We start from the raw sequence: 13,768 nt of genomic DNA on the forward strand, positions 1-13,768 counted from the left end.
AATTCAAGGCTCGAGCCCGGTCTCGCGCAATACCGGCGCGACCGCTGGCGACGACAGATAGCGCAGCAGATCATCGGCGGCATCGGCGCTTTGCGAACGCGTCATCCGGCCGGCGGAAAACACCGCCGGCGTCTGCAATTCCAGCGGAACGGGACCGATCACCTCGATGCCGTCGACCTGCTTCAGCTCGCTGATCTGCTGGACCGCAAGATCGGCCTCGCCGCTGACGAGCCTTTCTGCGGTAAAGCCCTGCGGAATGATCACCGCGCGGGCGTTGATCGCGGCCGCAATCCCGAGCCGTTCGATCAGCTGCGCGAACAGGATGCCGCTGGCGCCGAGCCGCGAATAGGCGACTGCGCGCGCACCAAGCAGTGTCGCGCGCAGCGCAGCCTCGGTCGCGATATCAGGATGCGCCGCCCCCGCCTTCACGGCAAGACCGACATAGGAGCGCGCGAGATCAGCCGCACTCTCAGGAGCAACGCGGCCTTCGCGGATCATCTCGTCCAGCCCCTCGCGGGTCAGGATCACGAGATCGGGCGCCTCGCCGCCGCGCAGGCGCTCGAGCAGCGCCAGCGTCGGCGCGAAATCCGCATCGATCCGGACGCCACTCGCGGCGTGATAGGCCGCGGCCAGCCGCGCGACCGCGCCCTTCAGCGCCAATGTCGAGAGCACGCGCACCGAATTGCCCATTACGCTCGCCGCATCAGCTTGAGCACCGCAGTGAGGCGGAGGCTGCGCTTGCCGGCAAACGCGGTGGCGTCGAGCACGGCTCCCTCTTCGTCGTAAGTGCCGGCAAAACCGATGCCGACCTCGTGGCCGCCGAAGATCGGGTTCTCGCCCACCGCCGAGGTGTGCTCCTGGTTCAGGATCTGCCCCTTCCAGCGGCCGTTCGCCGAGGTGTAGCTGCCGAGATAGTAGAAGAACGCATCGCCGCCGAGGATGCGGCCGTTGTTGAGCAGCATCACGCCGGTCAGGCCGCCGTCGACCCCGTCGAGCATGCGGATGTGGATCGAGTACAGCCCGTCGACGATGCCGCCCTCGCCGACGCCGCGGACGGCCGGAATCTCGTCTTCGGTGATCGGCGTCATCACCGACTGGAACGGCACGCCGGGCAATTCCTTCAGCTCGCCCTTGAAGCGCAGCAGCGCGCCGTCCGGCCGTCCCTTCGCAATCAGGGTCGCGTCATCGGTGCCGGCCATCGCGCGGTAGTTCGGATCGGGGTTGTGACGGACGGTCTTGATCTCGGCCGCGACCTCGTCGCCCTCGATCTCATAGCTGCCGATATGGGCAAAGGCGGAGTTGCCGCCGAGCATCTTGCCGTTGCCGACATACATCACGCTGCGGCCGACATTGCCGCCCAGTTCGAACCGGACCTTGTAAAATCCCTCAAACAAGCGCCGTGTCCCCGCGGCAGCCAAAGATACCACCGTTGTCTAGCGCGGTTCATAACGCGGCGAAACCGCTTTCGGTGCGCCGGCACCGGCCAACGCCGTCATGAAAATGCAAGGGTCCGCCAAGGCGTGCTGCCCTGGCGGACCCGTTTTGCGTGAGCGGACGCCCGTCAGGGCATCCGGTGATGGCTTAGGCCGCGGCCTTCGCGCCGGTCGGGACCTCGGCGATGGTCTTCAGGATCTGCGAGGCGATCTGGTAGGGGTCGCCTTGCGAGTTCGGACGGCGGTCTTCCAGATAGCCCTTGTAGCCGTTGTTCATGAACGAGTGCGGCACGCGGATCGAGGCGCCGCGATCGGCCAGACCGTAGCTGAACTTGTTCCACGGCGCGGTCTCGTGCTTGCCGGTCAGACGCTTGTCATTGTCCGGGCCGTAGACGGCGATGTGGTCCATGAGGTTCTTCTCGAAGGCCGCCATCAGCTTCTCGAAATATTCCTTGCCGCCGACTTCGCGCATGTACTTGGTCGAGAAGTTGGCGTGCATGCCCGAGCCGTTCCAGTCGGTATCGCCGAGCGGCTTGCAGTGGAATTCGATGTCGATGCCATAGCTCTCGGTGAGGCGCAGCATCAGATAGCGAGCCATCCACATCTGGTCGGCCGCGGTCTTGGAGCCCTTGCCGAAGATCTGGAATTCCCACTGGCCCTTGGCCACTTCGGCATTGATGCCTTCGTGGTTGATGCCGGCGGCGAGGCAGAGGTTGAGGTGCTCTTCCACGATCTTGCGGGCGACGCTGCCGACGTTCTTGTAACCGACGCCGGTGTAGTACGGGCCCTGCGGAGCCGGATAACCCTCACCCGGGAAGCCGAGCGGACGGCCGTCCTTGTAGAAGAAGTATTCCTGCTCGAAGCCGAACCAGGCGCCGTCGTCATCCAGGATGGTGGCGCGCTTGTTGGACGAATGCGGCGTCTTGCCATCGGGCATCATGACTTCGCACATCACCAGCACGCCGTTCTCGCGCGCGGCGTCGGGATAGCATGCGACCGGCTTCAGCACGCAGTCAGAGCTGTGGCCTTCAGCCTGCTGGGTGGACGAACCGTCAAAGCCCCACAGCGGAAGCTGTTCGAGGGTCGGGAACGACGCGAATTCCTTGATCTGCGTCTTGCCGCGCAGGTTCGGCGTCGGCGTATATCCGTCGAGCCAGATATACTCGAGCTTGTACTTGGTCATTGAGCCTCTCTGTTGATGATGCAAAAAACCGCGAGGAAACCGAAAGCCAGTCGGTCGCCGCACGTACCCGGCCACCATCGGCCGGTTCCTATTAAGCAATTTGAATGCCAGCCGCTGCGCTGCGGGACGCAGGTCGGCCGGAATGTCCACAGCTGCTTTTGAACTTTTTGCTGCGACAAAGGCGCGCGGCTGGCATGCGTCGGCGCCAGCCAGAATCCGCTTACTGAGCCGCCCGCCGCCCGATTCTCCAGCAAATCCGGCCGCTAGCGCCCTCGCCGATTAAAGCTGCGGCAGCGCCATGTGACAGTTTGGGTCCCGCCGAGCCGTCACCGGCAACCATCACCCCCGCTCAAGCGTTGGTCAGCTGCATCCTGCCTCGCAGGATGCAAACCGAGATTTGCCCAAAGAATGGACAATAGCTGCCCGCTTCGTAGTCATTTGCACCCAGTCCAGCCCCGGCCAATATCAGAACTCGGTAACCACACGCGAAGGAGTCGGGCGCAGCATGGAGGCTCGCATTCCGGCCAAGGAGACTTTCAGATGATCACCACGGGCCAAAACCAGGGATCTGCCAAGATCTATCAATTCCCGGCCGGGGGCCGCGCGGCTCTCGGGGGACGTCGTTACGGCGAGGCGCGCTCGGCGCTCGAGCTGGCGGCGCAGGTCGAAACCAGCATCTGCAGCGAGAGCTGGTATCATCAGGCCGCGATCGACGACGCCAAGCCGGGCCGCGACCACTGATGCCGCGGCAACCAAGTCGCGCGACGCGGCGACATCAAACAGCGTCAGAACGGTAAGGAAGGGTCGGAACGCAGCGTTTCGGCCCTTTTTTCATGTCAGGTCGCAGGCCGTGACCGGCTGCTTGCCGTGCTTCAGCCGGGCCTGACCGGTCCGGGTGATATCGAGGGTAACCCCGCTCCCGCTATAGCGCGTCCCCGTCAGCGACAGCCGCTTCCGCAGCGCCACCGCCTTGCCGTCGAGTTGCAGATGCGCGCGCGAATCCGCCCCCAGCAGCGCGACGAACTGCGTGCCGTCGGCGCAGCGATAATTCCGGAACGTGGACTGCGCCGACGCAGCCGAGGAACCGGCGACAAGAATTGCGCCGGCAACAATGGCGATCCCGCGATAAGTCATATTCTCCCCCTCACGCGCCCATTATAGACCTGTCTGCACGAGACTCCTGCGTCAAGACAGCATCCACAGCAACAGGTCTGCCCGATGTCCAAAACCCTCGCGCGTCATCTCAATCTCTCCGGTGCCAGCAATTTTCGCGACCTGGGGGGATACGTGACGCATGACGGCCGGACCGTGCGGTGGCGGCAGATCTTCCGCTCCAACCATCTGGCCCACCTCACCGAGCAGGACATCGCGGTCGTGCGCGGGCTCGGGGTCAGAAGCGCGTTCGATTTCCGCGGTGTCGCCGAGCGCGCCGAGGCGCTGTGCGGCATGACCGACGTCACCGTGCATTCGCTCCCGGTCGAGCCGACGGTCGTCGCCGCGCTGCGCGCGATCGCCGAGACCCGGCCGCTGTCGAAGGACGACGCGGTCGACGTGATGCGGGACTCCTATCGCGGCTATGTGCAGGACAATACCGAGCGCTACCGCACGCTGTTTGCCCATCTGCTGGAAGATCGCGCGCCGCTGGTGATCCACTGCACCGCCGGCAAGGACCGCACCGGCTTTGCCTGCGCGCTGATCCTGCACGCGCTCGGCGTGCCCGACGAGGTAATCGCGGACGACTATCTGCTCACCAACCAGTTCTACAAGCGCGATACGTCCGCGACCTCCGAGCTTCCCGACCACGTCAGGCAGGTGCTCGGCACCGTGCAGGCCGCGTTCCTGGACGCGGCGTTCGAGGCCATCGATGACGACTACGGCAGCCTCGACGGCTATTTCCATGACGGCCTCGGGCTCGGACAGGCCGAGCGCAAGGCGCTTGAAGGCCGCTATCTGCAAGCCTGATCAATTGGATTACGCCGCAGCCTCGAGCTCGAGCTCGGCATCAAGATCGGCAATGACGTCCTCGAAGGCGGAAATCGCCTGCTGGATCGCCGCGATCTGCATCAATTCCCAGCTGCTCACCGGCCCTTTGCGGTTCTGCAACGCCACCACGAGATCGCGCCGCTGCTCCTTAAGCTGAACGAGCGGTAAACCGTGATCCGGAAGATTTCCCATTCGCAAACCCCCTGCTTGGTCGAGGTTCCGCTTCTACGAAAAGGGTTCTGCAAACGACTTACAGAACTGCCGCGAATTTTAGCGATCACGCCATACCCCGTAGTCTTACGTAGTCACTTCACGCAATCGCGTCCCGCGCGACCGCATCGTTGATCGCACCGAGCAGCGCCTTGGTTACACAATCGGTCGCCCACTCGCTCGTATGGAGATGCTCCGGTGCGCCATCGTCGAGATCGGAGAGCAGAATACCATCGTCAACCCAGCGCTTCATCAGCGCAAAGCGGCTGAACAGGTTCACGTTCCTGCTTGCAGTGACCTTGGCGATCATCGGCATGAACCGGTTGGCGCGTTCGAGCACGTCGGCCTTGCCGATGATTGCGTCGGTGTACTGCGAATCCATCACCACGACATCGAGCGGCAGCCCACCGAGCACGTCGAGGCCTGCCTCGAGTGTCGCCTGCACCTGATCGAAGTTTAAGTCCTTGTACACCGCGTTGGTGCCGACCTGCCAGATCACCATGACAGGCGTTTCGGCGATGACGTCGGATTCGATCCGCGAAAACTCTTCCGGCGCCTCCTGCCCGCCGATGCCGCGGTTGATGATGTCGATCATCCGGCCAAACGATTGCTTCTGGCTGCGCCACAAGAGCTCCAGCCGCGGCGGGAACGGCAGGATGTTATCGGCTCCCGCGGTCGACGATGATCCGAGGGCCACGACCTTGACCCTGCGGTCGCGCTTGAGCGCTTGCGCCAGATGCGGCAATCCGTAACGGAATTTGACAACGTCGAGATGGGTTTCGCATGGCCGTGGAGCGGACATCGCCAACATCCTTTGCGGGCATAGATTGACCGTCCACACTACGGCGCGAAATTCGCCTCGTTGCAAATGAATTCCGCCTGATCATAGTGGTCCCCTGCCATTTGCGGTTACGGAGACCACCATGAACGGAAAAGCCATCGTCATCACCGGCGCCCTCGGCGCGCTCGGCAAGGTGGTCGCCGACGAAGCTCTGGCGCGGGGCGCGCGCGTCGCCGGCCTCGACCATACCGCATCGACCGCGGCGGCAACGCCCGACCGCATCGAGCTCGGTAACGTCGATCTCACCGACGCGGCGCAGGCCAAGGCGGCGATCGACAAGGCAGCGGCGCATTTCGGCCGGCTCGACGCGCTGATCAATATTGCCGGCGGCTTCGTGTTCGAGGCCGTCACCGATGGCGATCCGAGAACCTGGCAGCGCATGTACGCCATGAACGTGATGACCGCGCTGAACACATCACAGGCCGCCATTCCCTATCTGGTCAAGTCCCGCGCCGGACGCATCATCAATATCGGCGCGCTGGGCGCGCTGCAGGCCGCCTCCGGCATGGGCCCCTACGCGGCGTCGAAGGCCGGCGTGCATCGCCTGACCGAGTCGCTCGCCGCCGAATTGAAGGGCAAGGTCACGGTGAACGCCGTGCTGCCCTCGATCATCGACACCGCGGCCAACCGTGCGGCGATGCCGAAAGCCGATATCTCCAAATGGGTGACGCCGAAAGAACTCGCCGACGTCATCCTGTTCCTCGCCTCCGACGCCGCCAGCGCCGTCACCGGCGCCCTGCTGCCGGTCAACGGACGGGTTTAGCTTCGCCGATGCATGTCAGGCGGCAGTGTAGCCGCCGTCGACCACATGCGAGGCGCCGGTCATGAAGGACGCCTTGTCCGAGCACATCCAGACCACGGCCTCCGCGATCTCCTCCGGTACGCCCAAACGGCGTACGGGCACCTTGGCCATGATCTCGTCGTAACGCTCGTCCATCGTCTCCTTGGTCATGGGCGTCTTGATGTAGCCGGGATTGACGCAATTCACCCGGATGCCGTCCTGGGCATATTCGACCGCCGCTGATTTGGTCAGCCCGACGACGCCGTGCTTGGTCGCGACATAGTGAGCCGAGGTGGCAAGGCCGATCAGCCCGGCGATCGAGGCCGTGTTGACGATCGCGCCGCCGCCGCCCTGCTTGAGCATCTGCGCGATCTCGTACTTCAGGCACAGGAACACGCCCATCAAATTCACCGAGAACATTTTTGCCACGGTGGGCTGCGTGAGCTCATGAATGCGTTGGCCGGGCGGTCCGACGGAGCGCCCGGCCACTCCGGCGTTGTTGAACGCGCAATCGATCCGCCCGAACGCCGACACCGTGCGCGCCACCATGTTGGCGACGGCGGCCTCGTCGGTGACATCGCCCTGGATCGCGATCGACTGGCCGCCGGCGGCGTTGACGAGCGCGACCGTCTCCTCGATGCCGTCCTTCGAGAGGTCGGACACCGCCACACGCGCGCCTTCGCGCGCCATCGCAATCGCCGTCGCCCGGCCGATGCCCGAGCCGCCGCCCGTCACCAATGCAGCCTTGCCGTCCAGAATGCCTGCCATGAGAAACTCCTACCGCTTTCCTTCGATTGCGATCTCGACAAGGTACGGCCGCCGGCTTGCAACGGCCTTCGCAACGGCGCCTGCGATGTCATCGGCCCTCTCGACCCGGACGGCCTCGACGCCCATGCCGGCTGCGAGATGCACGAAGTCGAGCGCGGGGCCGGTGATATCCATGTTCTGATAGGGATGCTGGGTGCCGGCTTCGAAGTTCTGCCGCCAGACGTCCACATTGTGCTTGAGGATGCGGTACTCGCGGTTCGCGAGCACCACGAACACGATCGCAAGCTTGTGGTGCGCAGCGGTCCACAGCGACTGGATCGCATACATCGCCGAGCCGTCGCCGGAGACGGCGACAACCGGACGGTCCGGCATCGCGACCTTGACGCCGATCGCGCCGGCGAGGCCCTGTCCGATGCCGCCGCCGCGGCCGCCGAAATAATCGCCGAAGCCGCGATAGTCGAAGGCGCGCGCGAGATCGAGGCTGGCCGTGATGCTCTCATCGACGATGACGACATTGTCGGGTAGACCGCGGCGAAGTTCCGCGGTGACGCGCGGCATCGAGCTCGGTTCGCGGGTCCAGCTTTTCTCGACGCGCGCGCGATAGGCTTCTTTCTCCTTCGCCTGCAATTCGGCCAGCGCGGCATTGCGGTTTTGCGCAGTTTGCCTGAACTCTGCACCCGCCTTTGCGCGCAAAGCGTCGGTCAGCGCGCCGAGACTGGCGGCGATGTCCCCGACCACGCCGGCATCGAGCCGGTTGTTGAGTGCGAGACGCTCGGCCGAGGCTTCGATCTGCAGCAGGGCCGCGCCGTCAGGAATGTGGCCGCCTGGCGCAAACCAGATGTCCTCAAAGAACGGACCGCCGACCAGCAGCACGAGATCGGCGTCGCCGAGCGCCTTGCGCACCTGCCGGGCATCGCCAGGCAGCGCCTGACGGTAGCTCGGATGGCCGGTTGGAAACGGCGCGTGATGCCGCAGCCCTTCGAACCACACCGTGGCACCGACCGCTTCCGTGAGCGCCACCAGCGCCTGCACGCTGCCCGATCGCGCCACGTCATCGCCGGCGATGATGGCCGGATGTTTCGATTTCAGCAGCAGCGCGGCCAGTGCCTCGATGCCTTCAGGATCGGGGCGCGTCGCGCGCCACAGATGATCCGGCGCCAGCACATCGACCGCTGTTTCCTGTTCCATGACGTCGATCGGCAGCGCCACGAACACCGGCCCCTGCGGCGCATCGGTCGCCACCTTGAACGCGCGTCGCATGATCGGTGCGATCTCGTCGGCGCGCTCGATCTGCACGCTCCACTTCGTGACTGGTGCTGCCATCGCAACGAGGTCGTGGCCGAGCAGCGGATTGTTCAGCCGCATGCGGGTGTCCTGCTGGCTGGCCGTCACCACCACGGGCGAATTTGCTTTCAGCGCGCCGTAGAGCGAACCGATGCCGTTGCCGAGGCCCGGCGCGACATGCAGATTGGTAACGGCGACGCGTCCCGACGCCTGCGCGTAGAAACTCGCGGCGCTGACCGCGACACCTTCATGCAGCGCCATGATGTATGCGAGTTGCGGAAAAGCCGGCAGGCTGTCGAGCAGCGGCGTTTCGGTGGTGCCGGGATTGCCGAAGATGTGACGCACGCCGTGCGCCACGAACGATTCCATCAGCACGCGACGTCCACGCATTCGTTTCCTCTCGATCGGCTTTTTCTGCATCATCTGCCGGGGAGCGACCCATGGCAACCGCGCGAGACGGTTCGCGCCCGCGCGGCCGGTTGCGTCTGCCGCATGGCTTTGGGCGAAGCCGAGCATTGGGCCGCGCCGGTCAATGGGCTGGGCGGCTCACCGGAATGCGGCCCGGACCTCGGCGATCGTCAGCGCAGGGGCCTGCAAATGGGGGAAATGCCCGACGCCCGCAAGAACCGTGAGTTCCGCGTGCAGTCTTTCGGCGAGCTCAACTCCCATCTGCTTGTTGATGTAGAGGTCCTGCTCGCCCCAGACCACCTTTACCGGTGTCGTGAGCCGGGTCAGTTGCGCTTCGAAGTGATCCTGGTCTCGGGTAAAGTGCGAGTAGTAATGCGCGAACGCATCTGCCATCGTCATCGCGCCCTGCATCCATCCGCGGGACATGTCGTCCTTGAATTCGCGCGCGACGTCGAAATGAGCTTCCTTGGGCAAGCCCCTTGTGAAGGTGTTTTCAAGGATCTCGTCGCGATTGCTGTTCAGGCTGGCGCGGACCTGGTCCATCGCAGGTCCCGCCTTCAGGCTTTGCAGGCTCGGATACATGAACTGCGGCCTGTTGAACGGGGCGAAATCGCCCACGATGATCGTTCTTGCGATATCGGTTTTTTCCACGGCCAGCAGCAGCGCCGGAAGCGCCCCGATATCGGTGGCATAGATCGTCAGCTTCGATGTGTCGATGCCCGCCTTCTCGATATATCGATCCAGAAGCCGCGCGTAGTCCCTGGGCGCATAGGAGAACCGGTCGATCGCTGGCCGTGACGAGAGGCCGTAGCCCGGCCAGTCGAAAGCGTGGACCTCGAAGTCACCAGCCAGCGCCGTGGCAATATCCTGCCAGGCGTACAGGGTCTCCGGAAACCCGTGCAGGAACAGCACGATCCCCTTGGGGTTCGCGTTGTGCAGAACCATTCGCCTGAGCGTGACGTCGTCGTCGATCTTGAAGACGTCGATCGCGTCGTCGATGACTGGCCGTGACATGATGCATATCCTTTCGACGTTGTTGCCGCCCTGCTCTGGTCGGCGTCCTGCTGCGCTCAAACGCGCGTCCGGTTCTACTTCTCGATTGCAGCTTTCGGCGTGTTCCGAAAGCTGATGGCCATGCGGTTGTAGGCGTTCATCAGGCTGACTGCGATCGTGAGATCCACGAGCTCGCGCTCGTCGAACACCTCGCGGGCGGCCCGATAGGCGTCATCCGGCACGTTGGTCGCGGCGACATGCGTCACCGTTTCGGCCCAGGCGAGCGCGGCGCGTTCGCGGGCATCGAAGAGATTGCCGGCCTCCCGCCACGCCTGCAGCAACGCGAGCTTTTCGATCTTCTCGCCCTTCTTGAGCAGATCGCGCGTGTGCATATCGAGGCAGTAGGCGCAATTGTTGATCTGCGATACCCGCAGATAGACCAGATCGACCAGCACCGCGGGAAGTTTGCTCTGCATGATGTAGCCGTAGACGCCGCCCAGCGCTTTCATGCCGGCCGGCGCAACCTGATCGTAGTCGAGACGCTTGCTCATTTCGTGCTCCTTGAGGATGGATCCTGCTCAACTGTGATCGTCGGCTCCTTTTCGCCGCTATCGACGACGAACACAGCGAGCAGCTTTGCGGGTTTCATGCGGTGCTGATGCCCACGCCGGTTCACTTGCGAACCACGGTTTTCAGCGAGTCGACGAACACCCAGAACGAGGCGGCGAACAGACCGATATCCTTCAGCAGGAACTGACCCGGCGCGACCGTGATCGCGGGAGCTCCGAGCTCCGGCACGATGACGCCCGGCGTCGAGATCATGAAGCTGACGGTCGTGACGAACAGTCCGGCAGACAGCAGGCCGCCGGCTGCGGAGAACAGCGGGCTCGCCAATCGGAGCGCGATGAGCAGCCCGATGCTGAGCTCGACGAAGCCGAGGAAGGTCGAGAAGCCGCGCACCGAGAACATCGCGTAGAACCAGCTCAGCAGCGGGCTGTTCTCCACCAGCGGCACCAGGCCGTTGGCCTCGTAGGCGGTGAACTTCATGCCGCCGAACCAGGCGTAGATGATCGCGAGCGACACGTAGAGGCCGACCCGGCTGACCGGCTCGGCGGAAGCGAGCAGGCGTTCGGCGTGAACGCGCCAGGGGATAGGTGCGTTCAGAGCCAGGACCGCTGGCGGAACCTGGGTGGCGGTGCGAGCAATGGCAATTTCCGTTTTCATGGTACGTCTCCTTTGTTCAACCGGACGTGTGAAGGATTGCCGTCGCGCATCGGCGCGGCGGTCTCGGCATGTCCGGCTGGATGCCGAGGAGTACGTGTGTAACTCCGGGAGAGGCGTTGGCGTCGGCTAGACGCCTGCGCCCGCACGTCTGTGCAAATTGTAGCGAGGCGCCGGGATCGCGCTCGAGAGCCTGTCCGTCATGGCAAGGCGAGCCGCCTCATGACGATCCCACTCGGCCTTGTCGGGCAGCGACGGGATGGTGACGGTCTCGCCAAGGTCGAGACCCGCGAGCGCGGCATCGACCATGTCGCTGGCCGTCATCACGATCTGCGCCGGAAGCTGGTGAACCGGCGTGCCGGCGACATCCCAGAATTCAGTGGCCGTGGCGCCCGGCAGCACCGCCTGCACGCGCACGCCCTTGTCGGCGAGCTCATGACGCAGCGAATGGCTGAATGCGAGCACGAAGGCTTTGGTGCCGCCATAGACCCCGTTAAGCACCTCCGGCGCGATCGCAACGATCGATGCGATGTTGATGATCGTTCCGTTGCCGCGGGCGACAAATCCCGGGACGGCCGCATAGGTCAGCCGCGTCAGCGCCGTGACGTTGAGGCGGATCATATGGTCCATCTTGTCGATGTCGGAGCCGAGCAGCGGGCCCGAGGCGCCGACGCCGGCGTTGTTGACCAGCACCGAGATGCCGGCATTGCTGCGAAGGATGTCCTGAACGCGCTGCAGGTCGGCCGCCGACGTGAGATCGGCCTCGACCGTCTCCACTTTCCGGCCGGTCTCATTGGCGAGCCGGCGCGCGAGCGATCCGAGCCGCCGCCGGTTGCGCGCGACAAGAATGAGGTCGTGGCCGCGCCTTGCCAGACGATCGGCGTAGATCGCGCCGATGCCGGCGGATGCACCGGTGATAAGGGCGGTGCCTGGGGCCTGGGTCATGTTCCATCTCCATTGAGCGGGTTTCTGCCGTCGCGGTGATGGATAGGCCATTCCGAAACTGATCGGTATCTGGCAATATTGGGAGACATTCTTCCAAGAAATGGAAGTAACAGAATGGATCGGTTCGAGGGAATGTCGATCGTCGTGGCGGTGGCCGAAGCCGGAAGCCTGACCGCTGCGGCACGTCGGCAGAACATGCCGCTGGCGACCGTGAGCCGCAAAGTGTCGGAGCTGGAAGCGCATCTGCGCACCAAGCTGTTCAATCGGACGACCCGCGCCTTTGTCCCGACGGATGCAGGGCTCTCCTACATTGCCGCGGCCAAGCGCATCCTTGCCGATGTCTCGGAAGCCGAGCGCACCGTTTCCGGCGAGTACACGACGCCACGAGGAGAGCTGAGTGTTTCGACGCTCGTCGCGCTCGGGCGGTTGTGTCTGCAGCCGATCCTGTCGGATTTTTTGAAGACGTTCCCAGAGGTGGACGTGCATCTCAACCTGCAGGACCGGACCGTCAATCTTCTGGAAGATCACATCGACGTCGCACTACGCGTGGGCCATCTCGCCGACAGCAGCCTGATCGCGGTCCGCGTCGGCGAAATCCACCGCGTGGTGTGCGCCAGCGCAGCCTATCTGGAAGCGCGCGGGACGCCCCAATCGCCCGATGACCTGCTGGCGCACGACTGCATCAGCTATCCGCCGATGCAGTCGCCATCGACCTGGCGATTCAAGCGAGGGCAGACCGACTATGTGGTTCCGGTTCGGTCGCGCTTCGTTGCGAGCAATCTCGAGTCGGCCAGCGATGCCGTGCGCGCAGGCCTCGGGATCACCGAGGGCTTCTCCTATCTCCTCGACCGCTCGATCAAGTCGAAGGAGCTCGTTCCGCTGCTGCAGGATTTTCAGCCGCCGCCGCAACCGGTCAACTTCGTGTACTCGCCCAATCGCTTCATGCCGGCCAAATTGCGCGCGTTTCTCGACTTCGCCGTGCCCCGTCTCAGGGAGCGCCTCGCCGTGCCAAAAGACGTGGTCAGATCGCCACGAGCTTCCTGAGCACGGCGCCAAAGCGGATGCTGCGCTTGCCGGCGAGAGCAGTGGCTTCGCCGACCGCGCCATCGGCGTCGTAGGTGCCGGAGAAGCCGATGCCGACTTCCTTGCCGCCGAACACCGGACGCTCGCCCTGGCTCGGCGTGTGCTCGTGGTTGATGAGTTCGCCCTTCCAGCGGCCGCCGGCGCTCTGATAGGCACCGAAATAGGCGAAGAACGCGTCGCCGCCGCGGATGCTGCCGTCGTGCAGCAGCATCAAGCCGGTGTTGCCGGCGTTGATGCCGTCGAGCATGCGGATGGTCAGGGAATAGAGTCCGTTGACGATGCCGTCGGCGCCGCCGGGGCGCGACGGCGGCGCCGTCGCCTCGCTCAGCGCGGTCATGACTGCCGTGAGCTCGCCGCCAAGCAGCGGTGTGCGTCCGGCGAGGCGATAACCCTCTCCGTCGCGCGCTCCCTGCAACACGAAGGGCGCAACGCCCTCGATCGGCCGGTAGTCGCCAGTGGTATTGCGCAACACGCCGGTGATCTCGAAGCCAGGTGCTTGATCCGCTCCGAGGGCGCGCCCGGCGAAGGCATAGCCGCCATTGCCGCCGAAGATCCTGCCGTCGCGCGCGATCACCACGCCGCGGCCGAAACCGCGCGCACTGGTCACCTCGACCTTGTAGAGCCCATCCTGCATG

The 13,768-nt window shown here is 64.4% G+C and carries 17 protein-coding genes; 4 read left to right on the forward strand and 13 right to left on the reverse strand.

Annotation, left to right across the window (positions count from 1 at the left end; all coding sequences use genetic code 11):
• Positions 1–3 precede the first annotated feature (3 nt).
• The 3 genes from CI41S_RS25980 to CI41S_RS25990 all read right to left on the reverse strand — a co-directional run bounded on the left by CI41S_RS25980 (position 4) and on the right by CI41S_RS25990 (position 2,616).
• Complete coding sequence (locus CI41S_RS25980; RefSeq protein WP_139862211.1) at positions 4–690, reverse strand: substrate-binding domain-containing protein; 687 nt, start codon at positions 688–690, stop codon at positions 4–6.
• A complete protein-coding gene (locus tag CI41S_RS25985) occupies positions 690–1,394 on the reverse strand; it encodes a hypothetical protein (RefSeq protein WP_139862212.1) in 705 nt (234 codons plus the stop codon). Before CI41S_RS25985 ends, CI41S_RS25980 begins: the two co-directional genes overlap by 1 nt.
• A gap of 187 nt (positions 1,395–1,581) precedes the next feature.
• Entirely contained in the window at positions 1,582–2,616 is a 1,035-nt protein-coding gene (locus CI41S_RS25990; RefSeq protein WP_139862213.1) for a glutamine synthetase beta-grasp domain-containing protein, read from the reverse strand.
• 540 nt (positions 2,617–3,156) lie between these two features.
• Between CI41S_RS25990 and CI41S_RS25995 the strand changes: the two genes are divergently transcribed.
• Positions 3,157–3,357, forward strand: a complete 201-nt coding sequence (locus tag CI41S_RS25995) for a DUF2735 domain-containing protein (protein WP_139862214.1) — start codon at positions 3,157–3,159, stop codon at positions 3,355–3,357.
• A gap of 90 nt (positions 3,358–3,447) precedes the next feature.
• On the opposite strand, the gene CI41S_RS26000 is transcribed toward CI41S_RS25995, so the two are convergent.
• A complete protein-coding gene (locus CI41S_RS26000; protein ID WP_139862215.1) occupies positions 3,448–3,750 on the reverse strand; it encodes an MliC family protein in 303 nt (100 codons plus the stop codon).
• 84 nt (positions 3,751–3,834) lie between these two features.
• Here CI41S_RS26000 and CI41S_RS26005 point away from each other — a divergent pair, with 84 nt between their 5' ends.
• The gene (locus tag CI41S_RS26005; RefSeq protein WP_139862216.1) at positions 3,835–4,578 is read left to right on the forward strand and encodes a tyrosine-protein phosphatase; all 744 of its coding nucleotides are present in this window, start codon (positions 3,835–3,837) and stop codon (positions 4,576–4,578) included.
• Positions 4,579–4,587: 9 nt separating this feature from the next.
• On the opposite strand, the gene CI41S_RS26010 is transcribed toward CI41S_RS26005, so the two are convergent.
• Together CI41S_RS26010 and CI41S_RS26015 are read right to left on the reverse strand one after the other, a co-directional pair.
• Complete coding sequence (locus CI41S_RS26010; RefSeq protein ID WP_139484072.1) at positions 4,588–4,791, reverse strand: hypothetical protein; 204 nt, start codon at positions 4,789–4,791, stop codon at positions 4,588–4,590.
• 118 nt (positions 4,792–4,909) lie between these two features.
• The gene (locus CI41S_RS26015; protein WP_244626703.1) at positions 4,910–5,611 is read right to left on the reverse strand and encodes an SGNH/GDSL hydrolase family protein; all 702 of its coding nucleotides are present in this window, start codon (positions 5,609–5,611) and stop codon (positions 4,910–4,912) included.
• A 121-nt stretch (positions 5,612–5,732) separates the two neighbouring features.
• On the opposite strand from CI41S_RS26015, the gene fabG reads away from it, so the two are divergent.
• Positions 5,733–6,413 (forward strand): 3-oxoacyl-ACP reductase FabG, encoded by a 681-nt coding sequence (gene fabG, locus CI41S_RS26020; protein WP_139862217.1) that lies wholly within the window; start codon positions 5,733–5,735, stop codon positions 6,411–6,413.
• Between the two features lie 15 nt (positions 6,414–6,428).
• Here the strand turns inward: fabG and CI41S_RS26025 are convergent, their stop codons facing one another.
• From CI41S_RS26025 to CI41S_RS26050, 6 genes are all read right to left on the reverse strand, one after another.
• Positions 6,429–7,199: an SDR family NAD(P)-dependent oxidoreductase gene (locus CI41S_RS26025; protein ID WP_139862218.1), complete on the reverse strand. Its 771-nt coding sequence runs from the start codon at positions 7,197–7,199 to the stop codon at positions 6,429–6,431.
• A 9-nt stretch (positions 7,200–7,208) separates the two neighbouring features.
• The gene (locus CI41S_RS26030; protein WP_139862219.1) at positions 7,209–8,873 is read right to left on the reverse strand and encodes a thiamine pyrophosphate-binding protein; all 1,665 of its coding nucleotides are present in this window, start codon (positions 8,871–8,873) and stop codon (positions 7,209–7,211) included.
• 156 nt (positions 8,874–9,029) lie between these two features.
• The gene (locus CI41S_RS26035; protein WP_139862251.1) at positions 9,030–9,905 is read right to left on the reverse strand and encodes an alpha/beta fold hydrolase; all 876 of its coding nucleotides are present in this window, start codon (positions 9,903–9,905) and stop codon (positions 9,030–9,032) included.
• Between the two features lie 74 nt (positions 9,906–9,979).
• Complete coding sequence (locus CI41S_RS26040) at positions 9,980–10,435, reverse strand: carboxymuconolactone decarboxylase family protein (RefSeq protein ID WP_139862220.1); 456 nt, start codon at positions 10,433–10,435, stop codon at positions 9,980–9,982.
• A gap of 121 nt (positions 10,436–10,556) precedes the next feature.
• Positions 10,557–11,108 carry a YkgB family protein gene (locus tag CI41S_RS26045; protein ID WP_139862221.1) on the reverse strand — a complete coding sequence of 184 codons (552 nt, stop codon included), beginning with the start codon at positions 11,106–11,108 and terminating at the stop codon, positions 10,557–10,559.
• Positions 11,109–11,234: 126 nt separating this feature from the next.
• Positions 11,235–12,050, reverse strand: coding sequence for an SDR family NAD(P)-dependent oxidoreductase (locus tag CI41S_RS26050; RefSeq protein WP_139862222.1), 816 nt, complete (start codon positions 12,048–12,050; stop codon positions 11,235–11,237).
• 114 nt (positions 12,051–12,164) lie between these two features.
• Here CI41S_RS26050 and CI41S_RS26055 point away from each other — a divergent pair, with 114 nt between their 5' ends.
• The gene (locus CI41S_RS26055) at positions 12,165–13,094 is read left to right on the forward strand and encodes a LysR family transcriptional regulator (protein ID WP_139862223.1); all 930 of its coding nucleotides are present in this window, start codon (positions 12,165–12,167) and stop codon (positions 13,092–13,094) included.
• On the opposite strand, the gene CI41S_RS26060 is transcribed toward CI41S_RS26055, so the two are convergent.
• The gene (locus tag CI41S_RS26060) at positions 13,072–13,767 is read right to left on the reverse strand and encodes a hypothetical protein (RefSeq protein WP_139862224.1); all 696 of its coding nucleotides are present in this window, start codon (positions 13,765–13,767) and stop codon (positions 13,072–13,074) included. The two genes, CI41S_RS26055 and CI41S_RS26060, sit on opposite strands and share 23 nt — an antisense overlap.
• Position 13,768 lies beyond the last annotated feature (1 nt).

It is taken from the genome of Bradyrhizobium ivorense (genome assembly GCF_900696085.1).
In the GTDB taxonomy this organism is placed as follows: Bacteria; Pseudomonadota; Alphaproteobacteria; order Rhizobiales; family Xanthobacteraceae; genus Bradyrhizobium; species Bradyrhizobium ivorense.